25 protein-coding genes are annotated in these 23,680 nt (G+C 61.9%); 18 read left to right on the top strand and 7 right to left on the bottom strand.

Going from position 1 to position 23,680, the window contains the following annotated elements; all coding sequences use genetic code 11:
* Window positions 1–77 precede the first annotated feature (77 nt).
* The 4 genes from cdiI to ACODSD_RS13800 all read left to right on the top strand — a co-directional run bounded on the left by cdiI (window position 78) and on the right by ACODSD_RS13800 (window position 2,708).
* On the top strand, window positions 78–323 hold the full coding sequence (gene cdiI, locus ACODSD_RS13815; RefSeq protein WP_488877609.1) for a ribonuclease toxin immunity protein CdiI: 246 nt from the start codon (window positions 78–80) through the stop codon (window positions 321–323).
* A 558-nt stretch (window positions 324–881) separates the two neighbouring features.
* Window positions 882–1,238: a hypothetical protein gene (locus ACODSD_RS13810; RefSeq protein ID WP_199225844.1), complete on the top strand. Its 357-nt coding sequence runs from the start codon at window positions 882–884 to the stop codon at window positions 1,236–1,238.
* Window positions 1,239–1,863: 625 nt separating this feature from the next.
* On the top strand, window positions 1,864–2,106 hold the full coding sequence (locus tag ACODSD_RS13805; protein WP_141111050.1) for a DUF7683 domain-containing protein: 243 nt from the start codon (window positions 1,864–1,866) through the stop codon (window positions 2,104–2,106).
* Between the two features lie 218 nt (window positions 2,107–2,324).
* On the top strand, window positions 2,325–2,708 hold the full coding sequence (locus tag ACODSD_RS13800; protein ID WP_488877608.1) for a hypothetical protein: 384 nt from the start codon (window positions 2,325–2,327) through the stop codon (window positions 2,706–2,708).
* 42 nt (window positions 2,709–2,750) lie between these two features.
* On the opposite strand, the gene ACODSD_RS13795 is transcribed toward ACODSD_RS13800, so the two are convergent.
* Window positions 2,751–2,903, bottom strand: coding sequence for a hypothetical protein (locus ACODSD_RS13795; RefSeq protein WP_488877607.1), 153 nt, complete (start codon window positions 2,901–2,903; stop codon window positions 2,751–2,753).
* Between the two features lie 27 nt (window positions 2,904–2,930).
* Here ACODSD_RS13795 and ACODSD_RS13790 point away from each other — a divergent pair, with 27 nt between their 5' ends.
* Window positions 2,931–3,656, top strand: coding sequence for a type III secretion system effector phosphothreonine lyase (locus ACODSD_RS13790; RefSeq protein WP_488877606.1), 726 nt, complete (start codon window positions 2,931–2,933; stop codon window positions 3,654–3,656).
* A 47-nt stretch (window positions 3,657–3,703) separates the two neighbouring features.
* Here ACODSD_RS13790 and ACODSD_RS13785 read toward each other — a convergent pair whose 3' ends face one another.
* Window positions 3,704–4,696 (bottom strand): DUF2860 family protein, encoded by a 993-nt coding sequence (locus tag ACODSD_RS13785; RefSeq protein WP_253314256.1) that lies wholly within the window; start codon window positions 4,694–4,696, stop codon window positions 3,704–3,706.
* Window positions 4,697–5,001: 305 nt separating this feature from the next.
* Window positions 5,002–5,424, bottom strand: a complete 423-nt coding sequence (locus tag ACODSD_RS13780; RefSeq protein WP_488877605.1) for a hypothetical protein — start codon at window positions 5,422–5,424, stop codon at window positions 5,002–5,004.
* A gap of 368 nt (window positions 5,425–5,792) precedes the next feature.
* Between ACODSD_RS13780 and ACODSD_RS13775 the strand changes: the two genes are divergently transcribed.
* The gene (locus tag ACODSD_RS13775) at window positions 5,793–6,431 is read left to right on the top strand and encodes a hypothetical protein (RefSeq protein ID WP_235088722.1); all 639 of its coding nucleotides are present in this window, start codon (window positions 5,793–5,795) and stop codon (window positions 6,429–6,431) included.
* 149 nt (window positions 6,432–6,580) lie between these two features.
* Here the strand turns inward: ACODSD_RS13775 and ACODSD_RS13770 are convergent, their stop codons facing one another.
* Both ACODSD_RS13770 and ACODSD_RS13765 read right to left on the bottom strand, forming a co-directional pair.
* Entirely contained in the window at window positions 6,581–7,393 is an 813-nt protein-coding gene (locus tag ACODSD_RS13770; RefSeq protein WP_227108316.1) for a hypothetical protein, read from the bottom strand.
* A gap of 1 nt (window position 7,394) precedes the next feature.
* Entirely contained in the window at window positions 7,395–9,077 is a 1,683-nt protein-coding gene (locus ACODSD_RS13765) for an ABC1 kinase family protein (protein WP_227108318.1), read from the bottom strand.
* A gap of 229 nt (window positions 9,078–9,306) precedes the next feature.
* On the opposite strand from ACODSD_RS13765, the gene ACODSD_RS13760 reads away from it, so the two are divergent.
* The 12 genes from ACODSD_RS13760 (at window position 9,307) to ACODSD_RS13705 (ending at window position 21,072) form a co-directional block, all read left to right on the top strand.
* Window positions 9,307–10,086 carry a C40 family peptidase gene (locus ACODSD_RS13760; protein WP_488877604.1) on the top strand — a complete coding sequence of 260 codons (780 nt, stop codon included), beginning with the start codon at window positions 9,307–9,309 and terminating at the stop codon, window positions 10,084–10,086.
* A gap of 74 nt (window positions 10,087–10,160) precedes the next feature.
* Window positions 10,161–10,382, top strand: a complete 222-nt coding sequence (locus ACODSD_RS13755; RefSeq protein ID WP_048415208.1) for a hypothetical protein — start codon at window positions 10,161–10,163, stop codon at window positions 10,380–10,382.
* A 72-nt stretch (window positions 10,383–10,454) separates the two neighbouring features.
* On the top strand, window positions 10,455–11,699 hold the full coding sequence (locus tag ACODSD_RS13750; protein WP_488877603.1) for a lipoprotein-releasing ABC transporter permease subunit: 1,245 nt from the start codon (window positions 10,455–10,457) through the stop codon (window positions 11,697–11,699).
* Complete coding sequence (lolD, locus tag ACODSD_RS13745; protein WP_107798975.1) at window positions 11,692–12,402, top strand: lipoprotein-releasing ABC transporter ATP-binding protein LolD; 711 nt, start codon at window positions 11,692–11,694, stop codon at window positions 12,400–12,402. The genes ACODSD_RS13750 and lolD overlap by 8 nt, the downstream gene beginning before the upstream one ends.
* Before the next feature lie 137 nt (window positions 12,403–12,539).
* Window positions 12,540–13,826, top strand: coding sequence for a mechanosensitive ion channel family protein (locus tag ACODSD_RS13740; protein ID WP_227108322.1), 1,287 nt, complete (start codon window positions 12,540–12,542; stop codon window positions 13,824–13,826).
* Between the two features lie 18 nt (window positions 13,827–13,844).
* Complete coding sequence (locus tag ACODSD_RS13735) at window positions 13,845–14,468, top strand: response regulator transcription factor (RefSeq protein ID WP_019100757.1); 624 nt, start codon at window positions 13,845–13,847, stop codon at window positions 14,466–14,468.
* The gene (gene nudB, locus ACODSD_RS13730) at window positions 14,468–14,926 is read left to right on the top strand and encodes a dihydroneopterin triphosphate diphosphatase (RefSeq protein WP_488877602.1); all 459 of its coding nucleotides are present in this window, start codon (window positions 14,468–14,470) and stop codon (window positions 14,924–14,926) included. The genes ACODSD_RS13735 and nudB overlap by 1 nt, the downstream gene beginning before the upstream one ends.
* Window positions 14,923–15,603 (top strand): two-component system response regulator CreB, encoded by a 681-nt coding sequence (gene creB / locus ACODSD_RS13725; protein WP_488877601.1) that lies wholly within the window; start codon window positions 14,923–14,925, stop codon window positions 15,601–15,603. The genes nudB and creB overlap by 4 nt, the downstream gene beginning before the upstream one ends.
* Before the next feature lies 1 nt (window position 15,604).
* Window positions 15,605–17,023 carry a two-component system sensor histidine kinase CreC gene (gene creC / locus ACODSD_RS13720; RefSeq protein ID WP_488877600.1) on the top strand — a complete coding sequence of 473 codons (1,419 nt, stop codon included), beginning with the start codon at window positions 15,605–15,607 and terminating at the stop codon, window positions 17,021–17,023.
* Window positions 17,024–17,138: 115 nt separating this feature from the next.
* Window positions 17,139–18,494 carry a cell envelope integrity protein CreD gene (gene creD / locus ACODSD_RS13715; RefSeq protein ID WP_488877599.1) on the top strand — a complete coding sequence of 452 codons (1,356 nt, stop codon included), beginning with the start codon at window positions 17,139–17,141 and terminating at the stop codon, window positions 18,492–18,494.
* 189 nt (window positions 18,495–18,683) lie between these two features.
* Window positions 18,684–18,860: a hypothetical protein gene (locus tag ACODSD_RS13710; RefSeq protein ID WP_158274261.1), complete on the top strand. Its 177-nt coding sequence runs from the start codon at window positions 18,684–18,686 to the stop codon at window positions 18,858–18,860.
* Window positions 18,861–18,876: 16 nt separating this feature from the next.
* The gene (locus ACODSD_RS13705; protein ID WP_488877598.1) at window positions 18,877–21,072 is read left to right on the top strand and encodes a phosphocholine-specific phospholipase C; all 2,196 of its coding nucleotides are present in this window, start codon (window positions 18,877–18,879) and stop codon (window positions 21,070–21,072) included.
* A 51-nt stretch (window positions 21,073–21,123) separates the two neighbouring features.
* Here ACODSD_RS13705 and ACODSD_RS13700 read toward each other — a convergent pair whose 3' ends face one another.
* Entirely contained in the window at window positions 21,124–21,786 is a 663-nt protein-coding gene (locus tag ACODSD_RS13700; protein ID WP_488877597.1) for a class I SAM-dependent methyltransferase, read from the bottom strand.
* A gap of 153 nt (window positions 21,787–21,939) precedes the next feature.
* Complete coding sequence (gene exaC / locus ACODSD_RS13695; RefSeq protein WP_107798982.1) at window positions 21,940–23,460, bottom strand: acetaldehyde dehydrogenase ExaC; 1,521 nt, start codon at window positions 23,458–23,460, stop codon at window positions 21,940–21,942.
* Window positions 23,461–23,680 lie beyond the last annotated feature (220 nt).

Raw genomic sequence — 23,680 nt, 5'->3', positions numbered from 1 at the left:
ACGCCAAATGCAGTTGGGTCAAATGCAATGAGGATGCCAAATATTCCTAGCAATCAAACGTAGGAGGAACCGGCTCTATGATGGATTACTTGCCTGAGGCCGCTCGTATCACTCAGCCCAGAGGCGAAATTATTATTAATGGCACTCCCGCTAACTCGATGTATGGGGGTGATGATGAAGTGATTGTAAGTCTAGATGTTTGTTTGAGTTTGATTAATTTTGCGTGTGCAAAATACATGAAAAATCATCCAGAGGATGATCGGATTGTAAAAGATATTTTTGATAAAACAAGTGAGAGATTGGGTAGCATTAACGGAGTGTAATATTGGATTTCTCATATTTGAAGTGAGGTGGGAGTTAGGGAAACGTAGGAAAGCATAGGGCCGCGTGAGCTTACCTATGAGGTCATGTCAGGCGAAGTTAGGTGGTTTGTAACTACAACTCTGAAAAGAGAGGGAGATAATGTTTGTTAGGTCGGTGCCAGATAGTATTGAGCTTTTGGGGTTTTTTGAGTCGGATCCTGTGGCAGAAAATAAGCAGGACCTACATTTCTCATATAGATATACTGATGCCGATAATGTTACGGTTGTTTTTCTTATTGCGAGGTCGCAGGGTGGGTTCAGGTTGTTTTGGAATTTCAGGGGCGCGAAATGTCTCGATTCTTGTGTGAGTGTGTTTCTTGTTTTGAAATAAGGCGAGATGGTGTTGGGGAAATTTTAAGTGCTGAGGTTATGTTTGGGGGTGTGAGGCATGATTTTTCATTAAGAGTGAATCCTTTTGTGAGTTTTAATTGCTCAAATTTGGAGATGTAAGAATGGGTGTGAAGGAAAATATGGGGGGCACATTTTACAGTGGGGGCGTCCCTAAAAATAGGTAATGCAATGAAATTAATGATTAATTCCCCTGAGGATTTATTGTTTCAATCCTTGGTGCAGCAACAAAATGTGCTCTGTCTTTGTAAGATAGGTATTAATTTTGAAGTGCATTTCCCATGCTTGCAATATGAAAAATTTGGGCTCGTTGAGGATTGGGACAGAAAGGAGTTGGAGTGGCGAGCCCCTGCAGGAGCAGGTGGAGCATGGACGCATCATAGATGCTGCTTGATTTCACTTGAGCCAGTATCTGATGGTGTATACAAAATTGAAGATCTCTCAATGTTTTATGAAGATATGGGATGGTTGCCAGTTCTCAAAAACTCTATATATGTGACGCCTGTCGGTATTTGGGATGAAGAGTAAGTTGAGTCGAGAGAATGGAAGTAAAGGGAACGATGCCCCCCAGTGTTGAGTAGCATGTGACTTTAGAGTCCAATCAATCATACACGGAGATTGGACATGAAGATAACTACTCCGCAAAGATCCAGTGGTAAGCCAGGAAAAATTTTGACGATATCGATAAAAGCATTAAATAATATTTGTGGGTTTGATTTTTTTAACAGAAGGCTGAGTATGAAAATTGTGTTTCAAAATTGCTTTATTGATGTTTTTTCCATTTATTGGGTTGATGGGAAGGCATTTTCTTAGGGTTGCCAGCAGGGCACGGAGGTTTGATTTTTTATGACTCTTCTCAAGTAGAAGTTGTAGACGCTACATATGGCAAATAGATTGATCTTTTGTTGGCTTAATCAGATTAAGGGGTCTATCATTGGTCGATGATTGAAGAGCAATTGCTGGATGATTTGTTAGAGTCTGATGAGAATGCCTATCGTAGATTTTTGGAGATTATTAAAAAGGAGGGGCTTATTGATGCTGGATGCTGATAAAAAGGGAGTGATGGTTTGTGCGCATTGATGCTTGAGTAAATGGAAAGTTGCATCCTTGTTGGTAGCTTTGATAAATCAGTGCCTAATAGAAAGGTTGATAAATGATTGGACGTTATGTGTCTATTTATAATAAAGATACAGATGAGCTTGTTGAGGAAGTGGCTGTTTCTGCTGATTTGGCACTGACTGTGTTGGTCTCATTGCATGGTGATCAGGTGAACGATCCTGAGTTTTATGTGGAGTACCCTATTGATAAGGTGGTTGCTGTTGATTTGCTAAAAGAGTCGAGTTTGTCTATTGGGGTTGCTGGTGAGGATTATGTTTATTATTTGACGTGTGGTTGATTCGTCTGCAAGGCTTGTAAAGCCTAGTTTTTATCACGAAGGTTGTTGCTAACGCTTTGTTCTGAATGCGAGCCTCGTTAATGTGTTGTTGTTTGACTATGTGCAGGCTGTCAACTAGAGGAGTGACGATAGATGGCTGATAATTAGAAATTAAACCACCGCGCGCGATCGGGAAGCTTCCTACAGTTATTCATGCGCGTTATTTGGGGAGTAATTAAATGGATATTGAAATTTCAACTCCTGTAAGGGTGTTGTTTGACTTGCAGGAGGCTGACGATCATCTTCCTTCGGTGAAATTTGTTGTGTCATTGATTTCAAGTAAATTCGGATTTGATTTAAATGTAAATATGGCCATGTGGATTGAGTGTCAGTGTTTTGATGGTTTTGTCAAAAATTTGGGTACTGGCCGGATGGCATGCTTGTCTGATATTGAGAATAATTTCAGGCTTGAGATTGATTATAATGCTGGACTTTTAGAGTGGTCTTTTAGTAAAGAGGGACTTGATGGTGGCAAGGTGATGTCATCAGGGAAGGAGTTGCTAACAGACGATGCGCGTGCCGCGATATATAATTCTTTTTTCAATTATCCAAGATGGTGGTAGTGGTATTTCATATTTTACTGTAAATAATAAAGCAACCCGCGTTTACGGATTTTTGCTTGCCTTGATCATTGTTTTCAATGGTTTACAGATCAAGGCGCAAGCATAGCCGTTGAGGTGTGAATTCATCCCAAAAGGCTGAACAGTTTTTGCAAGCTCGCCCTCCTGAGCCCATGCGAAAGTACCGGCATCGCGCATCTGCGCTTTTCCCTGTGTGCTCCCACCATGCCCATTCAACGCCCCGGCCTTAAACTGAATCTCCCTCCTTTGAATATGGGAGCGCCTGCCGCCAGTGCGCCAGCGCAGTCCAGCGCAGATCATCTTCGCGCCAATATGGAAGGCTTGCGTCAGCAACTGCGGGCGATGCCGCCCGCTGATTTTCGCGAGGCCCAGCACGCTCCGGATTATGCCGGCATGCGGCAAAGCGGTTTCGCCTGCATGAGCCACGGCTTTATGTTGAGCAGCGGCGGGCAGGATGTGTTCATGCATGCCCGGCGCGAGCAGGCGCAGAATCAGGGTGAATTCGCCGGTGATAAATTCCATCTCAGCGTGCAGCGGGACTTGGTGCCGCAGGCGTTTCAAGCGCTGTCCGGCTTGTTGTTTTCGGAGTCCAGCCCGATTGATAAATGGAAAGTGACGGATATGGCGCGCGTGGAGCCGGAGGCCAGAGTAGGGGCGGGCGCGCAGTTGACTTTGTACGTGAAGCCCGATGGCGCGGATTCTCTTTACAGCGCGCAGGGTTTGAGCCTGGTGCGCCAGTTTGTGGAGCGCCTGGAAACGACTTTGGCCGAGCACGGCATTGAGCCGGGCCAGCATCCGGAGTCCGATGTCCGTCCTGAACACTGGCGCTACGCCAGTTACCGCAATGAATTGCGCAGCGGTAGGGAGGGCGGCGATGCGCAAAGCCAGGCTTTGCGCGAGGAGCCCTTCTATCACTTGATGACGGAGTAAGGCCCACCGCATCGCGCCCCTTTAACAGCCAGGGGCGCGTGGTGGTTTTAGAACGAGTAAATCAGCCCTACGCCCAGCGAACGGATTTCGGCGTCGTAGAAGCTGATGTCGGCGTTGGATTTGCCGTAGGCTGCGCTGACGAAGGCGGACAGCGCTTTCTCGCCGAACAGCTGATGGCGCAGGTAGTTGAGATCGACGGCGTAGGCGTTGCTGTCGGCTTTTTTATTGCCGAACAGCGGGTTGCTCTGGTCGAAGCGCTGTTTGCGGAATTGCAGGCCGGCGCTGAGGGTGTTGAGGTCGCTGCTGTAGGCGTAGTCCAGGCTCAGGCCGTAGCTCTTGTTGCTCATCGCGCCGCCGTCCAGCTTGTCCTTGCCCCAGCTTAGACCCGGGGTCAGCGTTTGATTGGGAGCGAAGGCCCATTCATAGCCCGCTTTCAACAAGGTGGCGTCGCCGTTGCGGTTCAGCGTGGCGCGGTCCGCCGCGCTGAGGCCGGCCACGCTTTGGCCGCTGCGCTCGTCGTCTATCTTGATGTTGCGTTGGGTCAGCTGGGCCTTGAAGCCGGTGCCCATGATGTTTTCCCAGCCCAGCAACAGGCCGGTGGATTTGCGTTTGGTGCCGTCGCGGTCCACGCCCACGGCGTAGGGATCGGTCCAGGTGTTTTTGCTGAGGCCGCCGTAGAGCAGGCCGGCGGAGACGATGCCGTTGTTGCCCACTTGCTGGCGCACGCCCAGTTCCAGGGTGTCGTCCATGCCCAGCGGGTCGTGAATCTGGCTGTCGAACACGATCTGGGTGCGGCTGGCGGCGAAGGTGTAGCTGAGATCCAGCACTGGCAGCGCGAAGGAGTCGTTATGGGACTCCGGCGCGCTGTTCAGGCTGTTGGTTCTTTGGTTTTTGTCCCCCTTGAAGAGGTTGGATTTGACGCGGTTGCCGCCCACGCCCAGGCCGATGCTGCCGGAGAAGCCGTTTTCTTCCGGTATCGGGTCCGCCACTGCGAGTTGAGCCGCCAACAAAGCCGACAAGCCTACGCATATAGTGCGCATATTCATCATCCTCAAAATAAAAGAGCTGCCATGGTTTCCGCCAACGCCGCGCCAAGCCGCATGGCGGGCGTCGCTTGTTTATGCAAAATGAATTGACTGTCCATATTAAGCCGGGGACCGGTCGAAATGTCGCTTCCACCGCAAATTAAGCCTGAGATTGCTTTGTTTTAGCCGCGGCTTGTTGCGGAATTGCCATCGGCGGGCCTGCCGCCCGCAAGCCGGAAAGACTGTCGCTTTGCGGACTAAGCGAGCCCGCGGCTAGGCCGCCGATGCGATGGGGAAAGCGGTTTGTTTTTGTGCACATATTAAGTTTGTGGCGGAGTTTGATGCAAGAGGCGCTGCAACGCCGCCTCGTAGGTGTTGAGCCGGTCGATGTACTCGAACACGTCCAGCGGCGCGATGCTTTGCGTCAGCACTTGCTCGATCAGATGGAAGAAGCCGGTCCAGCAAGCGCTGGCCGCGTCCGGGGCGCTGAAGTCGACGTCTTCGGCAATGCGCGCCAGCAGGAAGCGATCCGCGCTGCCGGGGTTGTCTTGCAGGAAAACGAGGTAATGGCCCGCGTACTCCCGTCCCAGCAGATAGGCTTGGCGGCGATCGGCCAGCGGCGGCACTGTCCAGTAGTGGGGCCGGGCCTGGCCGGGCAGTTGCGCGGCGAAGGGCAGCGCATGGTAAGGCAGGGGTTGGGGATCGGGCTGATAACGGCGGCGAAGGGGGTGATTGCGTTTCATGAAGAGGCTCCTTTGCGAGGTTCATGCCCGCGACTCCGCTCTCATTCGGGATGGCGAGCACGTGACAGGGTTGAGAGACCGGCGCAAAGGACCCGGCAGACCATGAAGGCCTCCCCGCCACGGCTTGCCGAAAAATGGGCGCAGCAATGGCGCCGGTTGCGCTGAACAACCGGGAATCTTTGCAGAACGGGCTCTCAATCCCGGTGCCTGTAATCTCAAGCACGGGCGCATTATTGCCGGCTCGCGGCGTGCTAGGCAAGCGCGGCGCTTCGCCCGGACCGAGGTGCGCGGACCCGGGGTGGCGGGCGGGGCTGGAAATATTGGTGGTAGTATTGAACGATCAGCAACCATGCCGCGAAAGGGCTGGCATGACGAGGATTCGCCGCTTTGCCTGGGCCGTGCCGTTGTTGCTGGTCTTGTCCGCCTGTTCGCAGCAGCGTTCCGCCGATGGTTCGCTCCAACGCCGGCTGGATCTGCAGGAAGCGCTGGCTTTCGTGCATCAGGATGTGCCGCTGGCCGGCAACCATCTGGTGCTGCGCTCTTCGCTGGGCGGGCGCTTCGAACTGAAATTCTATGATCGCCAACTGGTCGCGCCGCTGGACGCGCAATGGCGCCGGGTGCGCATCGCGGACGCCCGCGTCGTCGGCGAGGACGCGCTGGTGCTGTTGCGCGCGGACGATGCGGAATGCGCGCCGGCTTACCGCCTGCTGCAAGTGCGCGACTACCGGGTGCGCAGTTGGACGCTGGTGGCCAGCTGCAATCAGGAGGGGGCGATGACGGTGGACGAGGACGGCGGCGCATGGCGGGCGCGTCAGGCGCGCAATCGCTTGAACGCGATGCTGTGGACTTGGCGCGGCGGGGCGCTGGAGGCCAGGTTGGAGCGCCCGGCCTCGGCCTATGATTCGCCGCGGACGCTTTCCCGCGGCGGCGGGCGGGTCGCGCGCGGTCCGCGTGGCGGCCGCGGAGAGATGCCGGACAGCGAGCGCGGGCTGCCTCCCGCCGAGTAGGCGCTTAGAACGTGTTTACGATCTCGCGAGCTAAGGCGAGACAAGGCGTTGCGGCTGAGAAAGCGGAATGTACAGGTGGTACATGAGTATTTCGAAGGCGTACTCACCGTGCCACGTCTCACGACGCGCAGCAGATCGTAAACAGGTTCTTATTGCGCCGGCGTCACTCGCACCTTGATGCTGCGCTCCAGCTGCACATTGCTGCGGCTGACGCCGATGAGCACGGTTTCCTGGCCGCTTTGGTCGCGGCCTATGCCGCCCACGGTCAGCCATTCGCCCACCGCGCCTTCCACGGTGGTGGCCAATTTGGCGCTGTCCAGATTCTGACCGTTGAAGGCTTGCTGGCTGGCGGCCAGTTCCAGCGTCACCCGCTGGCCGTGCAGCCGCGGCCGGGCGTAGAAGCCGGTGACGGCGTCCTGGTAGCGCACGCCCACCACCGGCCGGCCGTCAGGGCCGAACATCAGCCAGGGCAGCGGCCGGCTGCTGCCGATCTCGATGAAGCCGGTTTTGCCGTCCAGCATGCGCAAGGCCTGGCTGGCCTGCAGCCGGGTGTTGGACTGGCTGGCGCCGCCGGCAATCACCACCTGGCTGCCGGGGCGCACCGTCATCGGCTTGCCGGTGCTGATGCTGTAGCCGCCGCCCTGTACCTGGCCGCCCAATTGCACCGCGGATTTGCTTTCTCGGCTGACGCCGTCCTGGGCCACTTCCACCAGCAGGGACGAGGATTTGACGTCCAGCTGGCGGATCAGCCGGCGCAGCTCCGCGCTGCGGCCGGGCGGGGCGTCCAGGATCAGCTGGTTGCCCAGCGCGCCCAGTTTTTCGCCGTCGCGCAGTTGCGGCCGCAAGGCGGCGGCCACTTCGTCGCCGTCGCGCCAGTTGAGGGTGATCACGTCGGCGGCGTTGGCCGCCGCGGCGAGGCCCAGCAGCGCGACCGCCAATAGGGTTTTCTGTTTCGATCTCATGTCACAATTCCTTGCCGGAGCGCCAGATGGCCCATACCAGCCACACGCTGTTGAACATGGCCAGCATGAAGCCGACGAAGCCGAAGAAGGGCAGGCCGAACAGCTTGGGCCCGGCGTTGACGGTCATCACGATGGAGGAGCCGATGATCAGACAGCCGGTGACGATGCCCATGGTCAGCCGGTTGGTGCTGCGGTCCAGTTGACGGCCGAAGCTGTCCAGCCGCTGCAGGTCCAGATTGACGCGGAACTTGCCGTGGCGCATGTCCTTGCCCATGCGCATCAGGTCGCGCGGCAGGCTGGAGAGCATGGCCAGCGCTTCGCCCAGCGAGTGGCGGCCGCGTTTGAGCAGGGCCGCCGGGTGGTAGCGGGCGATGGAGAGCTCGCGCACAAAGGGGGTGATGTGGGCGATGAGCTGGAAATCCGGGTCCAGCTGGCGGCCCAGGCCTTCCAGGGTGATCAGCGCCTTGAACAACATGGCCATGTCCGGCGGCAGCAGGATGGAGTGGTCGCGGATCAGCGCCATGATGTCGGCGATCAGCTGGCTGATGTTGATGCCCTTGAGCGGCACGTGTTCGTACTGGAACAGGAATTCGCCCACGTCGTGGGCGAACTGGCGTTCGTTGACCGGGGTGTTGCCGGTCCATTCGATCAACACGTCGATGATGCCGGCTTCGTCGCGGTTGGCCACGGCGGCGAGCAGATCGACGATTTCATCGCGGCGGCCGTGGCTGATGCGGCCCACCATGCCGAAGTCGATGAAGGCGATGCGGTGTTCGGGCAGGAAGAAGACGTTGCCCGGATGCGGGTCCGCGTGGAAGAAGCCGTGGATCAGGATCATCTTCAACACCGCGTCCGCGCCGCGCTGGGCCAGCAGCACCGGGTCCAGGCCGCTGTCGGCCAGTTGTTCCAGCCGGGCGGCCGGCACGCCGGCGATGTAGTCCTGCACGTTGACGGCGGCGTTGGTGTAGTCCCAGTAGACCTTGGGCACCTGGACTTCCGGATCGTCGGCGAAGTCGCGGGCGAAGCGTTCTGAATTGCGCGCTTCCACCGCCAGGTCCATTTCCCGCTTCAGCGAGCGGGCGAACTGGCCGACGATTTCCACCGGCTGAAAGCGGCGCACGTCGGGAAATTCCAGTTCCAGCAGGCCGGCCAGGTGGTTGAGGATGCGCAGGTCCGCTTCCACCTTGTCCACAATGCCGGGGCGGCGCAGTTTCACCGCCACGTCGCTGCCGTCGTGCAGGGTGGCGCGGTGCACCTGGGCGATGGAGGCGGAGCCTATGGGGTTGAAGTCGAAGTGGGCGAACACGTTTTCAGGCTCGTCGCCCAGCGCGGCCTTGACCAGGCGGCGCACCGCTTCCGGACGCACCGGCGGCACTCTGTTCTGCAGTTTTTCAAACTCGGCGATCCAGTCCGGCGGGAACACGTCCACGCGGGTGGAGAGAATCTGGCCCAGCTTGATGAAGGTGGGGCCCAGCTCTTCAAAGGCCAGGCGCACGCGCACCGGGGTGGGCGGGCGGTTTTCCGCCTCCGGCAGGTTGAGGTTCAGCCATTGGCCGGCCTTTTCCACCGCGCGCGGTAATTTTAGCCTTTGGGCGAATTCGCCCAGGCCGTGACGGATCAGAATGCCGCTGATTTCCTTCAGTCGCGGCAGGTCGCGCATGGCGATCAGGGTTTCTCTCAGCATCGGTTCTGCCTTGTGGGCATTGGGTTTTCGCTCAAAAACAAAGGCTTGCCGTCCAGGCGCGCCGGCGCCGTCCCGCCGCGCGGTTTCGCCGCCGGCCATGCCAGTGCGATGGATTGTACGCCATTAGTGCCGGCTGTCTCGTCCAAGGTTCAAGCGGGCCGGCCCAAAGCGCTGGAAACGGCCTGCCTGCGGCTTTACACTACCGCCCCCGTCCGATAGAGTTCGGCCTATGAAATTGCAACTCCGCTTAATGACTCTGGTGCTGGCGGGCTTTATGGTATTCGCTGAAGCGGCGCCGGAAAAGGCCCCTCCGGAAGGGCGCCCCGCGGCGGAAGCTAGCGCGCAGTCTGGCCAGGACGACCCCATCTCGAAATTCTCCTCCCCCGCGGAAGACGCGGTGGGGGATTTGTTGTTGCAAGCCATGAGCCTATTGGGCGTGGCCTATCGTTTCGGCGGCAACTCGCCGGAAAACGGCCTGGATTGCAGCGGCTTCATCCGCTATGTGTTTCAAAAGTCCTTGAAAGTGAATCTGCCGCGCACTTCCGCTGAAATGGCCCGCGTTGGGAAATCCATCAACCGCAGCGAACTCGTGCCCGGCGATCTGGTCTTTTTCAATACCCGCGGCTTCAGTTATTCCCATGTCGGCATGTATATGGGCAACGGCAAATTCATCCACGCGCCGCGCACCGGCAAGAATATCGAAGTGGCCAATATCAACCAGAGTTACTGGAACGGCCGCTTCAACGGCGCGCGACGGGTGAACCGCAGCACGGCGGCGCAGGCGGCGGACACTTCCGACGATCTGACCGTGGCGACGCCGACGCGCAAGGCCGCGGTGGTAAGCGCTCCGGCGGCGAAGTGCCGCAAGGGCAAGAAGTGCAAGCCGGAGGTCTCCGCCAAGAAGGGCGGCAAGGCCGAAGCCAAGAAGTCCGGCAAGAGCGGCGGCAAAGCCGCGGCCAAGAAGGGCGGCAAGGCGGCCGGCGGCGCCAAGAAAAAAGCCAAGCGTTGATTGGCGGCTTAAGCTGATAAGGATGCAGGAACAACATTGCCCGCGTTGCGGGCAATGTGCTTTGGAGCGAAACGATGGCATTGAAAGTGGACATACCGGTGTGGAAAGACCCGCAAGGCAATGTGGTGGCCTGCGTGGAGAAGCTGAAAGTGATGCAGGAAAACCTGGAGGAGCTGGCCCAATTGGCGCAGGACGCCTTGGAGGATGCGGTGCTGATGGGCTGCGACGAAGGCCAGGTCAAGGATTTCCTGGTGCAGGTGATGCAAAGCCTGCACAACCCTTATCAAGGGCGCTGAGCGCCGTTTTCATCCACCCCCTCGGGCTACGCGCGGCGAGCCCGCGACTCGCTCCGGAAAGGAGCTTTTTTGATGCAGTGGCCTTTTGAAGCCTTTATCGGCCTGCGTTATCTGCGGGCCAAGCGCCGCAACGGTTTCATTTCCTTCATTTCCCTGATTTCCATCGTCGGCATCGCCCTGGGTGTGGCCGCGCTGATCATCGTGCTGTCGGTGATGAACGGCTTCCAGAAGGAAATCCGCGGCCGCATTCTGAGCGTGGCCTCGCATCTGGAGGTGAGCACTTACGACGGCCGGCTGGATCATTGGCGGCAGGTGGCCCAGCTGGGCGGCGCGCAGCCGCATGTGCTGGCCGGCGCGCCCTTCGTCAACAGCCAGGGCCTGTTTACCGCTTACGGCAATGTGCGCGGCGGCCTGGTGCGCGGCATCGAACCGGCGCTGGAGGACAAGGTGGTGGACGTGGGCCAGCACATGGTGACCGGCAAGCTGGAGAATTTGCGCCCCGGCGAGTTCGGCGTGGCGCTGGGCGCGGAGCTGGCGCGCCAGCTCAATGTGGGCCTGGGCGACAAGGTGATGCTCTTCGTGCCGCAGGGCATGATCACGCCGGCGGGCATGTTGCCGCGTTCCAAGCAGTTCACCGTGGTGGGCATCTTCAAGGTGGACATGTTCGAGTTCGACTCCTCCTTGGCGATGGTGAACCTGCGCGACGCCCAGGTGTTGTCGCGGATGGGGGACAGCGTCAGCGGCGTGCGCTTCAAGCTGGACGATCCGATGCTGGCGCCCGCGGTGAAGCAGGCGTTGCGCGCCAAGCTGCCGCAAAACCTGGTGACGGACTGGACCGACACCAATTCCAATTACTTCCGCGCGGTGCAGATCGAGAAAAGGATGATGACCATCATCCTGACGCTGATCGTGGCGGTGGCGGCGTTCAATCTGGTGTCCACGCTGGTGATGGTGGTGACGGACAAGCAGGCGGATATCGCCATTTTGCGCACCCTGGGCGCGTCGCCGGCCAGCATCATGAAAGTCTTCATGATTCAGGGTTCGGTGGCCGGGGTGCTGGGCACCTTGTCCGGCGTGGCCTCGGGCGTGTTGATCGCCTTGAACCTGGACGTGATCGTGCCGCTGATCGAACGCGTCATCGGCAGCAAGATTTTGTCCAGCGAGGTGTATATGATCGACTACCTGCCGTCCGACGTGCAGTGGGGCGATGTGTCCACCATCACCCTGATTTCCCTGCTGCTGGCCTTGTTCGCCACGCTGTACCCCAGCTGGCGCGCGGCGCGCACGCAACCGGCGGAGGCCTTGCGCTATGAGTAATGTGTTGTCGTGCCAAGGGCTGGGCAAGTCCTATAACGAAGGCAAGCTGCAGCTGACGGTGTTGTCCGATGTCAGCCTGACGGTGGAGAAGGGCGCCAGCCTGGCCATCGTCGGCGCGTCCGGCTCCGGCAAGAGCACGCTGCTGCACCTCTTGGGCGGGCTGGACACGCCCAGCCAGGGCCGCGTGGAGGTGTTGGGGCGGGATCTGGCGACGATGTCCGAGTCGGAGCGCGGCCGGATGCGCAACGCCTCCTTGGGCTTTGTCTATCAGTTCCATCATCTGCTGCCGGAATTCAGCGCGCTGGAAAACGCGATGATGCCGCTGCTGATCCGCCGCATGCCGCGCAAGCAGGCCGAGCGGGAGGCCGGCGAGATGCTGGGCCGCGTGGGCCTGGGCCAGCGCTTGCAGCACAAACCGGGCGAACTGTCCGGCGGCGAGCGTCAGCGGGCGGCGATTGCGCGCGCGCTGGTGACCCGGCCCGCCTGCCTGCTGGCGGATGAGCCCACCGGCAATCTGGACGTGCACACCGCCAAGCAGGTCTTCGATCTGATGCTGGAGCTGAACCGCACGCTGGGCACCAGCCTGATCATCGTCACCCACGATCTGGAGCTGGCGGCGCGCACTCAGCGCACGCTGCGGCTGAACGAGGGCCGGCTGATGGATATGGAGCAGGAGCGCGCGGCCGCCGGCCAGGCGCTTTGATGTTTAGAAACCGGTTCACGCTCCGTCGCAAGGCGAGCGGCGCGTCGGTCCGCCCTTGGCGGCGGCCCCGCTTCTGCTCGCTAGACTTTGAGCCGGTGCTTTGAAAACCGAGCAAACCAACTCTGGGAGAAACCACATTGCTGTTCAAGCGTGAAGAAATCGACTTCGATGCCTTGCTGGATATTTTGCAAACCCCGTCCGGCCTGATGGAGTCGGCGATAGGCGTCTTGTGCGTGTTCATCGCTTTCTATCTGGCCCGTTTCGCCTTCAAACAGTTTTTCGATCACAATCCGGAGCGCTATGAGCGCTTCTTGCCCTATGTGGGCTTCCGTCTGGTGTTGCCGGTGGCGGCGCAGGCGCTGGTGATGCTGTCCCGCTCCGCCTGGGTGCATCTGCTGCACGAGCGCGCGATGGTGCTGCACTTGCTGAGCGCGATGCTGTTCTGGCTGACCCTGATCCGGCTGTGCTGCGCGGTGGTGCGTCAGGCGCTGCCCAAGGGACGTTTCGAACGCCATACCGAGCATTTCCTGGCCACGGTGCTGTGGCTGGGCTTTGTCAGCTGGGCCATCGGCTTCGACATGGTGGTGATCGAGTGGCTGGAGTCGATGTCGTTCTCGGTGGGCAAGACTCGTTTGAATATGCTGACCATACTCAACGGTCTGTTGTGGGTGTCCATCATCGTGATGGTGGCCTTGTGGGTCAGCCGTCTGATCGAATCCCGCTTGCTGAATCTAAAGCAGTTGGACCCCAGCCTGCGCATCGTCATGGCCAAACTGACCCGCACGATATTGCTGGTTTTGGTGGTGCTGATCGCGCTGCCGGTGGTGGGCATCGATCTGACCGTGCTGTCGATGTTCGCCAGTGCGATGGTGTTCGGCTTGAGCTTCGGCATGCAGAAGATCGCCAGCAACTTCGTGTCCGGCTTCATCATTCTGCTGGACCACTCCATCCGCATCGGCGACCGGCTGATGGTGGAGAACCGCGTCGGCTACGTGACCAAGATGACTTCCCGCTACGTGGTGCTCAAGGGCGCGGACGGCACCGAGGCGCTGATTCCCAATGATGTACTGATGACCAATACCGTGGTCAACCAGTCCTATTCCGACAAGAGCATGTGGACCAGCTTGCCGGTGTCCGTGGCTTATGGCACGGATCTGGACAAGGCGCTGGCGCTGCTGCAACAGGCGGCGAGCACACAGCAGCGGATTGTGCAGGACCCGGCGCCGCGCGGCTTCGTCACCTTGTTTGCCGACAGCAGCATCAATCTGGAGCTGGGCTTTTGGGTGGCGGACCCGGAAAACGGTTTCATGGGCTTGAAATCCGATCTGAATATGGCAATCTGGCGGCTGTTCCAGCAACATGGCATACAAATGCCGTTCCCGCAGCGGGAAATCCGCATTCTCAACGATAAGCCGCAAGACTAAGGCAGGGGAGACGCCGCCATGGCAGGCAAACGCTTGGCAATCATAGACGACGACGCCGCGGTGCGGGAGTCGCTGGTATGGCTGCTGGACGGCCAGGGTTATCTGGCCAGCGGCTTCGACAGCGCGGAGGAGTTTCTGGCCTGCCCGGACGGCGGCGACTTCAACGGCATCATCCTGGACCTGCGCTTGTCCGGCATGAGCGGCATCATGCTGCTGGAAAAACTGGCCGGCTGGCCTTACTGTCCGCCGGTGATCATGCTCACCGCCCACGGCGACGTGCCGCACGCGGTGGCGGCGCTGAAGCTGGGCGCGTTGGATTTCATGGAAAAGCCTTTCGACGACGAGCGCTTGCTGGAGCGTGCCGAGGCCGCGGTGCTGCGCGACGAGCAGAACCGCCTGCTGCACGGCCGCCGCAGCAAGGTGTCCGCCGCGCTGTCCTTGCTGACGGACCGCGAACGCGAAGTGATGCAGCTGATCCTCACCGGCAAGCTCAACAAGCAGATCGCCGAGGAACTGACCATCAGCATGAAAACGGTGGAAGTGCACCGCGCCCGCGTGTTCGACAAGATGGGCGTCAAATCCGCGGTGGAGCTGGCCGGCTTGCTGGCCAGCCAGAGCCCGGCCAACGGAGGCAAGCGCTGATGGGCGACAAACAACCGGTGTCGGTGCTGGTGGTGATTCACACCGCGGACGGCCAGGCGCTGTTGATCGAACGCGCCGACAAGCCCGGCTACTGGCAATCCGTGACCGGCAGCCGCGAAGGCGAGGAAGCCTTGCGCGACACCGCGCTGCGCGAACTGGCCGAGGAAACCGGCCTGATCCTGGCGCGTGACGACGCCCGGCTCAGCGACTGGGGCCTGGTCAACCGCTACGAAATCTATCCGCACTGGCGCCACCGTTATCCGGACGGCGTCACCCACAACGACGAGCATGTGTTCGGCCTGTGCCTGGAGCGGCCGCAGACGGTGACGCTGGCGCCGCGCGAGCATCTGGCCCAGCTCTGGCTGCCGTGGGACGCGGCCGCCGACAAGGTGTTTTCGCCGTCCAACGCCGAGGCGCTGCGGCTGTTGCCGCACAGGCTGGCGCCGGCGCGGCCATGAGGCCGCTGATCTGGCTGGCCGAGGACGAGGCCGGCATCGCCGACACCCTGATTTACACGCTGGAGACGGACGGCTTCGACGTCGAGTGGTTCGAGCGCGGCCTGCCGCTGCTGGAGCGGCTGGAGCGGGCCGTCCCGGCGCTGTGCATCCTGGACGTGGGCCTGCCGGACATCAACGGTTTCGACCTGTGCCGCCGCTTGCGCGAGCGCGCCGATGTGCCGCTGATGTTCCTGACCGCGCGTAGCGAGGAAATGGACCGCATCATCGGCCTGGAGATCGGCGCCGACGACTATGTGGCCAAGCCGTTTTCGCCGCGCGAAGTCAGCGCCCGCGCGCGCACCATCCTGCGGCGCTACGCCAAGGGCCAGGCGCCGGCCGCCGCGCCGGCGCCCGCCGGTTTCGAACTGGACGAGGCGCGCGCCTGCGTCCATTTCGCCGGCCGCAAGCTGAACCTGACCCGCTACGAATACCTGCTGCTGAAAACCCTGCTGGCGGAGCCGGGCCGGGTGTTTTCGCGCCAGCAGCTGATGGAGCGGGTGTGGCGCGACGCCGAGGACAGCTTCGACCGCACCGTGGACACCCACGTCAAGACCCTGCGCGCCAAGCTGCGCGACATCGACCCCGACGCCCAGCCCATCCAGACCCACCGCGGCCTGGGTTACAGCCTGGGCGAGTGAGATGCGCTTCGGCCTGCGGCTGTTCCTCGGCTATTTCCTGATCGTGGCGGTGGCCGGCTGGTTCGTGCTGGCCATTTTCACCCAGGAAGTGAAGCCGGGCGTGCGGCGCGCCACCGAGGGCACGCTGGTGGACAGCGCCAATGTGCTGGCCGGCATCGCCGCCGCCGATCTGGCCAACGGCGACATCGCCAAGGGACGCTTGGCCCGCGCCTTCCGCGATAAGGCGCGGCCGCCCATCGCCGCCAATATTTCCGGCATCGTCAAAAACAATATGGAGTTCCGCGTCTACGTCACCGACGCGCGCGGCGTGGTGATATTCGACTCCAGCGGCCGCGATCTGGGGCGGGACTACTCGCGCTGGAACGACGTCTACCGCACGCTGCGCGGCGAATACGGCGCGCGCAGCACCCGCAGCAGGCCGGACGACGAAAACAGCAGCGTGATGCACGTGGCCGCGCCGGTGCGCCTGGACGGTCGCATCGTCGGCTCGCTGACCGTGTCCAAGCCCAATGTGACAATGGAGCCGGTGATCCGCCGCAGCGAGCGCAAAATCATGCTGGCCGGCGGCGCGCTGCTGGGCGCGGCCTTGCTGATAGGCGCGGTGATGGTGTGGTGGATCAACCGCTCCATCCGCCGGCTGGTGGGCTACGCCGAGGCGGTGGCGGCCGGCCAGCCGGCCAATGTGCCGCGGCTGGGCAGCCCGGAACTGGACAGCCTGGGCCTGGCGGTGGAGGCGATGCGGCGCAAGCTGGAGGGCAAGGCCTATGTGGAAGGCTATGTGCATACGCTGAGCCATGAATTGAAAAGCCCGCTGGCGGCGATACGGGGCGCCGGCGAACTGCTGCGGGAAGACCCGCCGCCGGACACGCGCCGCCGCTTCGTCGACAACATCCTGGCGCAGAGCCTGCGCATGCAGCAGTTGATCGAAAGGCTGCTGTGGCAGGCGCGGGTGGAGTCGCGGCTGCGGCCGGACGCCCAGCCGCTGGACTGGCCGGCCTTGATCGCGGAAACCGTGGACGGCAAGGCGCTGGCCGCCGCCGGGCGCGGCGTGAGCTTGGTTTGCCGGCTGACGCCGGCCCGGCTGAACGCGGACCGTTTGCTGCTGGCGCAGGCGCTGTCCAATCTATTGGACAACGCGCTGGAGTTCAGCCCGCCGGGCGGCGTCATCGAATTGAGCGGCGCGCCGGAAGAGGGCGGCTATCTGCTCCGCGTGCGCGACCACGGGCCGGGCGTGCCGGATTACGCGCTGGAACGGGTGTTCGAGCGCTTTTATTCGCTGCCGCGGCCGGACAGCGGCAAGAGCACCGGCCTGGGCCTGAGCCTGGTGCGCGAAGTGGCCCAGCTGCACGGCGGCCGCGCCGAACTGGCCAACCACGCCGACGGCGGCGCCGAGGCGCGGCTGTGGCTGCCGGCGGGCTGAGCCCGCTTCGATAGCGAGCGGCTTCGGCCAACTTCACCGAGACTTCACACGGGCTCATTCTCGCTTCATCGCCTGGATTTAGGCTGTCTCCCGTCATGCAACCAGGAGACAAGCGATGAAGAAAAACCCCTTATTGACCAAGATACTGATCCTGCTGGCGCTGTCTTTGGCGCTGCTGGTGCCGGTGAGCGCGATCAGCAATCTGATTTCCGAGCGCAAGCACTACCAGGAAGAAGCGGTGGAAAAAGTGGTGGCCAGCACCAGCGGCGAGCAAACCGTGATCGGCCCGGTGCTGGTGATCCCCTATGTGGAAACCGTGGAGGAAAAACAGAACGGCAAGACGCAAAGCGTCAAGCACGAACTGGAACGCTATGTGTTGCCGCGCCAGCTGGTGGTGGACGGCAAGCTCAAGGTCAGCCCGCGTTCGCTGGGCATTTATCAGGCGCTGATCTTCGGCAGCGAGGCCGGTTTCAGCGGCCATTTCGAGATCCCGCCGCAGCCTGAGCTGCTCAAACCGTCGATTCAGCTGAAAACCCCCTATCTGGCGGTGGGCATCAGCGATCCGCGCGGCATCGGCAAAGTGCCGCAGCTGAGCGCTGGCGGCAAGCCGCATCCGTTCGCGGCTGGCGCCGGTCTGCCGCGGATGAGCGAGGGCATACACGCGCCGCTGCCGCAGTTGCTGGACTTCGCCAAGCCGCAGACGCTGCCGTTCGCCTTCCAACTCAATTTGCAGGGCACGCGCAGCATCAGCTATGTGCCGGTGGGCGAGAGCAGCACGCTGAGCCTGACGTCCAACTGGCCGCACCCCAGCTTCATCGGCAACTTCCTGCCGGTGCAACGCAGCGTGGACGCCAAGGGCTTCAAGGCGCAATGGGAGAGCAGCTGGTTCGCCAATAATCTGAACGACCGTTTCCAGCAGGCCGCCTTCAGCGACGGCAAATCCGGCCTGAGCGCCTTGCCGTCCTTCAGCACCGGCCTGGTGCAGCCGGTGGACCAGTACCAGCAGAACGAACGCTCGGTCAAATACGCGGTGCTGTTCATCGGTCTGACCTTCTTGTCCTTCTTCCTGCTGGAAACGCTGCGCAGCCTGCGCGTGCACCCCATCCAGTACGTGCTGGTGGGCATGGCGCTGGTGATGTTTTTCCTGATTCTGCTGGCCTTGTCCGAGCACCTGGGCTTCGGACCGGCCTATCTGCTGGCGGCGACGGCCTGCGTCGGACAGATAGGCTTCTACGTCAGCCACATCCTGGGCGGCTGGAAACGAGGCCTTGGTTTCGCCGGACTGATCAGCCTGTTGTACGCGGTGCTGTACGGTCTCTTGCAGTCCGAAGACAACGCCTTGCTGCTGGGCAGCCTGCTGCTCTTCGCCGCGCTGACCGCCATCATGACGCTGACCCGGCGGCTGGATTGGTATCGTTTCTCCGCGCGGAGCGAGGAGGCCGCCGCGCCGCTGGAGCCGCCCCAGCCTTGAGCGCGCCAACGCATTGACAAAAGCATTTTTTGGCTAATTCACAAAATCGACATCATTAGGTAACGCGTTCTCGCTATCGTTTTCCCGCCCGGCCTCATCGCCGGGCTGGGCAAGGGCCTGGGATTCCGCCCCCGGGCCCTTGGTTTTTCACCGCGGCGCGCCGCGCCGCCACAAGACGATTGCACCCCGATGACGCTCACCACTCTTTCGCCCAGCTCCGCCCTTTGGGCGCGCCGGCTGGCCGCCTGTCTGCTGGCGGCCGCGCTCGCCGGCTGCCTGGGCGACAATCAGGACCAAGCCGGCCAACCGGGCAACGGCAATTCCAATCAAACCAAGCCGCCGGCCACGCTGCGCTGCGCGCCCTGAACCCGGATAGCCCGCCATGACCGACACTCCCGTTTCCGCTTCCCGCCGCCAGTTCATCAAGCGCGGCAGCGCGCTGGCCGCCAGTTCCTTGACCTTGTCCCTGCTGCCGGCCTCCATCCAGCGCGCGCTGGCCATTCCCGCCAACAACCGCACCGGCACCCTTCAGGATGTCGAGCACATCGTGATCCTGACCCAGGAAAACCGCGCCTTCGACCATTACTTCGGCAGCCTGGCCGGGGTGCGCGGCTTTGGCGACCGCTTCCCGCTGCCGCTGGCCGACAGCGCCTTGCTCAAGCGCAAGACCGTCTGGTATCAGACCAATCAGGGGAACAGCGCCACGCCGCCGCGAGTGGTGGCGCCGTTCCACCTCAACACCGCCCAGACTTTCGCCTATATGCGGGTGGAAGGCACGCCGCATGTGTGGTCGGACGCGCAATACGCCTGGGGCAAGGGCGTGATGAACGCCTGGCCCACCTATAAGCAGAACCACGCCATGGGCTACTTCAAGGAGACGGACCTGCCGTTCCAGTACGCGCTGGCCAACGCCTTCACCCTGTGCGACGCCTATCACTGCGCGTTTCAGGGCGGCACCAACCCCAATCGCGTGTTCCTGTGGTGCGGCGGCAACGATCCCTTGCAGAAGGGCAAGGGCCCGGTGATCGCCAACGCCTACGACTCCGTCGATTACAACCCCAAGGGCGGCTACACCTTCAGCACCTACGCCGAGCGGCTGGAAGCGGCCGGCGTGAGCTGGAAGATTTACCAGGACATGGCCGACAACTTCACCGACAACCCGGTGGCCGGCTTCCGCAGCTTCCGCGCCGCCTACTTCGGCGAGGCCGGCGCCAAGCCCGCGCTCAAGAGCAAGGGCTTGTCCACCTGGACGCTGGACGATCTGCGTCAGGACGTGTTGGCCAACCGGCTGCCCCAGGTCAGCTACATCGTCGCCACTGCCGACGGCTCCGAGCATCCCGGCCCGTCCAGCCCGGCGCAGGGCGCCGATTACACCGCCCGCGTGCTGGACGCGCTGACCGCCAATCCCGAGGTGTGGAGCAAGACGGTTTTCCTGGTCAATTTCGACGAAAACGACGGCTTTTTCGACCATCTGCCGCCGCCGGCCGCGCCCAGTTATCTGAGCTGGGACGCGGACCCGGCCAAAGCGGTGCTGGCCGGCGCATCCACCGTGGCCACCGATGGCGAATACCATCATCTGCGCAGCAGCGAAACCGGCAATGAGCGCGCCGACCTGATCCACGTGCCTTACGGGCCGGGGCCGCGGGTGCCGATGTACGTGATCTCGCCGTGGAGCCGCGGCGGCTGGGTCAACTCCCAGGTGTTCGACCACACCTCGGTGATCCGCTTCATCGAACAGCGCTTCGGCGTCAAGGAGCCCAATATCACCGCCTGGCGGCGCGCGGTGTGCGGCGATCTGCTGTCCTGTTTCGACTTCGTCAACCCCAACGCCGAGCTGCCCAAGCTGCCGGCCACCGCCGCGCTGGCGGCGCGGGCGCGCGCCTTGCCCGGCCGCACCAAGCCCAACGCGCCGGCCTTGCCGGAATTGCCGGTCCAGGCCGTCGGCCTGCGCCGCTCGCGCGCCTTGCCCTACGAGCTGCACGCCAGCGCGCGGGTGGACGGCAACGCCGGCGCCGTGGAATTGATCTTCGCCAACAGCGGCAAGGCGGCGGCGGTGTTCCACGTGTACGACCGTCGCCATCTGGACGCGCCGCCGCGCCGCTACGCGGTGGAGGCCGGCAAGCAGCTGTCCGGGCTGTGGCGGGTCAATTACGACGCCAATCTTTACGATTTGTGGGTGCTGGGCCCCAACGGCTTTCATCGCCACTTCAGCGGCGACGCCAGCCAACTGGGCCGCGTGAGCAAGGCGCAGCCGGAGATTCAGGTCTGTTACGACCCGGCCGCCGGCGACGTTTATCTGAAGCTGCACAATAGCGGCCGCGAAAACTGCGAGTTCCTGGTGCGCGCCAACGCCTATGCCAAGACCGACCCGCAGCGCGTCACCGTGGGGCCGCAGGGCGAGGCGGTGTTGAACTGGCCGTTGAAAGACAGTCACGGCTGGTACGACGTCAGCGTCAGCGCGCCGGTGTTCCCCGGCTTCAGCCGCCGCTTCGCCGGCCGGGTGGAAACCGGCCGCGACGGTTATAGCGATCCGGCGATGGGCGGCGCGGCGCAGGGCGAGCAGTGGGCCACGTCCTGAGCCGGCCGGTCTTGCCGGTTTAAAACGGGCGGCGCCGACGGCGCCGCTTTTTTAATGGCCCGGCGTGTCCAGGCGCTCGAACCGCATCACCCTGGCCGGCGGCAGATTGCGCCAGACCAGTTGGCTGTCGCGCAGCGCAAAACCCGCGCCCAGCCAGTCCGCCGACGCCTGCAAGGCATAGCTGAATTGCAGCAGCGCGCCGCCGGCCGGCAATACGCGACGCCATTGTTCGACGATGGCCAAGGCCTCCGCCCGCGGCAGGGAGCGCAGCGGCAGGCTGGAGACGACGGCGTCTATCGCCGCGTGCTCCGGCAATAAGGCCGCCAGCCGCGCGGCGTCGCCCTGTATCACCTGAACCGAGGGGAAACGCTGCCGCAGATGCCGGGCAAAGGCCGGAGAGCGTTCGACCACCCGCAAGCGCTCGCGGCTCAGTCCTTGCGCCAGCAAGGCCTGGGTAATGGCGCCGGTGCCGCCGCCCAGCTCGATCACCAAACCGGTGCCGGACATCGGCGTCTGGGCGGCCATGCACTGCGCCAGGCGCTTGGAACTGGGCCAGACCGCGCCCACCCGGCCGGGCCGGTTTATCCATTCGCGAAGAAACAGGCGGGGAGCGCGGGCGGTCAAATGGGCCCGGCAGACGGCGGGCGCGTTCAGCGCTTTGGCGCAAATGGGGCAAAAGGCGGGGGAGGCTTCGAGTGGATCAGGGCTGCGCATGGGACTTTCTCCGGTTTGACATGCTGGTTTGTCCTGGAGAGGCCATGCTAGAAAACAATGCTTAAGCGCAGCTGAAGCGCCGCGATGATTGTCGCATCGCGGCGCTTTGGGGTTTAGCAACCGTTCACGATCTCGCTAGCCGTGCACAGCTTCCTAGAAGAAGCCCAGCGGCTTGCCGTCAAAGCTCACCAATAGATTCTTGGTCTGCTGATAGTGGTCCAGCGCGCGCTTGTGGGTTTCGCGGCCGATGCCGGACTTTTTGTAACCGCCGAAGGCCGCGTGCGCCGGGTAGAGATGGTAGCAGTTGGTCCAGACCCGGCCGGCCTTGATCGCGCGGCCGACGCGGTAAGCGCGGTTGATGTCGCGGGTCCACACCCCGGCGCCCAGGCCGAACTCGGTGTCGTTGGCGATGGCGACGGCTTCGGCCTCGTCCTTGAAGGTGGCGATGCTGACCACCGGCCCGAAGATCTCCTCCTGGAACACCCGCATCTTGTTATTGCCCTTCAACAAGGTGGGCTGGATGTAATAACCCTGCGCCAGACCGCCCTCCAGCGGTTCCAGCTTGCCGCCGCTCAGCACCTCGGCGCCTTCCTGGCGCGCGATGTCCAGATAGGACAGGATTTTGTCGAACTGCTGCTGCGAAGCCTGGGCGCCCACCATGGTGTCGGTGTCCAGCGGATCGCCGCGCTTGATCGCCTTCACCTTCTTCAACACCTCGGCCATGAAGGCCGGATAGATGGATTCCTGCACCAAGGCGCGGGACGGGCAGGTGCAGACTTCGCCCTGATTGAAGAAGGCGAGCACCAGGCCTTCGGCGGCCTTCTCGATGAAGGACGGTTCCGCCTGCATGATGTCTTCAAAGAAGATATTGGGCGATTTGCCGCCCAGCTCCACGGTGGACGGGATGATGTTCTCCGCCGCGCATTGCAGGATGTGACGGCCCACCGGGGTGGAGCCGGTGAAGGCGATCTTGGCGATGCGCTTGCTGGTGGCCAGCGCCTGGCCGGCCTCCTTGCCGAAGCCGTGGACCACGTTGATCACGCCCGGCGGCAGCAGATCGCCTATCACTTCCATCAGCACGGAAATGCCCAGCGGCGTTTGTTCCGCCGGTTTCAGCACCACGCAGTTGCCGGCGGCCAGCGCCGGCGCCAGCTTCCACGCCGCCATCAGGATGGGGAAGTTCCACGGGATGATCTGGCCCACCACGCCCAGCGGCTCGTGGATGTGATAGGCCATGGTGTTGTGATCGATTTCCGCCGCCGTACCTTCTTGGGCGCGGATGCAGCCGGCGAAATAGCGGAAATGATCGGCCGCCAGCGGGATGTCGGCGTTCAGCGTCTCGCGCACCGGCTTGCCGTTGTCCCAGGTTTCGGTGACGGCCAGCACCTCCAGATTGGCTTCGATGCGGTCGGCGATCTGCAGCAGCAGATAGGAACGTTGTTGCGCCGAGGTCTGGCCCCAGGCGTCGGCGGCCGCGTGGGCGGCATCCAGCGCTTTGTCGATGTCGGCGGCGTCGGAGCGCGGAAATTCGGCGATGGGCTGGCCGTTTACCGGCGAGGTGGTGGTGAAATGCTGGCCGTTGACCGGGGGCGTGAACTCGCCGCCGATATAGTTGCCGTAGCGGGGCTTGAAGGCGATCAACGCGCCGGGCGTGCCGGGGTGAGCGTAACGCATGGTGTTTCTCCTGTTGTGGATAGACCGCTTGCCGCGCAAGCTTGGGCGCGCAGCAGGGCATTGTAGAATGCGATGCGTCGGTTCGGGCGTGTCACCTGTCCTATTGGCCGTGTCGTTCAAAGGCGGCGGCGCCATCGCCGCCGGCCCGTCTTGACGGGCCGGATCTGGCGATGGCGGGTTGGGAAACGATTCAGTCCTCCGCGCGTCGTGAAGCGTGGCG

It is taken from the genome of Chromobacterium sp. FG22 (assembly GCF_057809415.1).
Note: the sequence above shows the minus strand (reverse complement) of the source record. Positions and strands in the feature narration are given on the sequence as shown.

Bases quoted from the DNA above. Each gene is read 5' to 3' on its own strand.
- ACODSD_RS13700 (WP_488877597.1), bottom strand. From the start codon at position 21,786: ATGCGCAGCCCTGATCCACTCGAAGCCTCCCCCGCCTTTTGCCCCATT.
- creB (WP_488877601.1), top strand. From the start codon at position 14,923: ATGAGGCCGCTGATCTGGCTGGCCGAGGACGAGGCCGGCATCGCCGAC.
- ACODSD_RS13780 (WP_488877605.1), bottom strand. From the start codon at position 5,424: ATGAAACGCAATCACCCCCTTCGCCGCCGTTATCAGCCCGATCCCCAA.
- ACODSD_RS13770 (WP_227108316.1), bottom strand. From the start codon at position 7,393: ATGAGATCGAAACAGAAAACCCTATTGGCGGTCGCGCTGCTGGGCCTC.
- ACODSD_RS13785 (WP_253314256.1), bottom strand. From the start codon at position 4,696: ATGCGCACTATATGCGTAGGCTTGTCGGCTTTGTTGGCGGCTCAACTC.
- ACODSD_RS13735 (WP_019100757.1), top strand. From the start codon at position 13,845: ATGGCAGGCAAACGCTTGGCAATCATAGACGACGACGCCGCGGTGCGG.
- ACODSD_RS13760 (WP_488877604.1), top strand. From the start codon at position 9,307: ATGAAATTGCAACTCCGCTTAATGACTCTGGTGCTGGCGGGCTTTATG.
- ACODSD_RS13795 (WP_488877607.1), bottom strand. From the start codon at position 2,903: ATGCGCGATGCCGGTACTTTCGCATGGGCTCAGGAGGGCGAGCTTGCA.
- ACODSD_RS13710 (WP_158274261.1), top strand. From the start codon at position 18,684: ATGACGCTCACCACTCTTTCGCCCAGCTCCGCCCTTTGGGCGCGCCGG.
- ACODSD_RS13790 (WP_488877606.1), top strand. From the start codon at position 2,931: ATGCCCATTCAACGCCCCGGCCTTAAACTGAATCTCCCTCCTTTGAAT.
- cdiI (WP_488877609.1), top strand. From the start codon at position 78: ATGATGGATTACTTGCCTGAGGCCGCTCGTATCACTCAGCCCAGAGGC.
- ACODSD_RS13800 (WP_488877608.1), top strand. From the start codon at position 2,325: ATGGATATTGAAATTTCAACTCCTGTAAGGGTGTTGTTTGACTTGCAG.
- nudB (WP_488877602.1), top strand. From the start codon at position 14,468: ATGGGCGACAAACAACCGGTGTCGGTGCTGGTGGTGATTCACACCGCG.
- ACODSD_RS13810 (WP_199225844.1), top strand. From the start codon at position 882: ATGAAATTAATGATTAATTCCCCTGAGGATTTATTGTTTCAATCCTTG.
- ACODSD_RS13765 (WP_227108318.1), bottom strand. From the start codon at position 9,077: ATGCTGAGAGAAACCCTGATCGCCATGCGCGACCTGCCGCGACTGAAG.
- ACODSD_RS13705 (WP_488877598.1), top strand. From the start codon at position 18,877: ATGACCGACACTCCCGTTTCCGCTTCCCGCCGCCAGTTCATCAAGCGC.
- lolD (WP_107798975.1), top strand. From the start codon at position 11,692: ATGAGTAATGTGTTGTCGTGCCAAGGGCTGGGCAAGTCCTATAACGAA.
- ACODSD_RS13755 (WP_048415208.1), top strand. From the start codon at position 10,161: ATGGCATTGAAAGTGGACATACCGGTGTGGAAAGACCCGCAAGGCAAT.
- ACODSD_RS13775 (WP_235088722.1), top strand. From the start codon at position 5,793: ATGACGAGGATTCGCCGCTTTGCCTGGGCCGTGCCGTTGTTGCTGGTC.
- ACODSD_RS13805 (WP_141111050.1), top strand. From the start codon at position 1,864: ATGATTGGACGTTATGTGTCTATTTATAATAAAGATACAGATGAGCTT.
- creD (WP_488877599.1), top strand. From the start codon at position 17,139: ATGAAGAAAAACCCCTTATTGACCAAGATACTGATCCTGCTGGCGCTG.
- ACODSD_RS13750 (WP_488877603.1), top strand. From the start codon at position 10,455: ATGCAGTGGCCTTTTGAAGCCTTTATCGGCCTGCGTTATCTGCGGGCC.
- creC (WP_488877600.1), top strand. From the start codon at position 15,605: ATGCGCTTCGGCCTGCGGCTGTTCCTCGGCTATTTCCTGATCGTGGCG.
- exaC (WP_107798982.1), bottom strand. From the start codon at position 23,460: ATGCGTTACGCTCACCCCGGCACGCCCGGCGCGTTGATCGCCTTCAAG.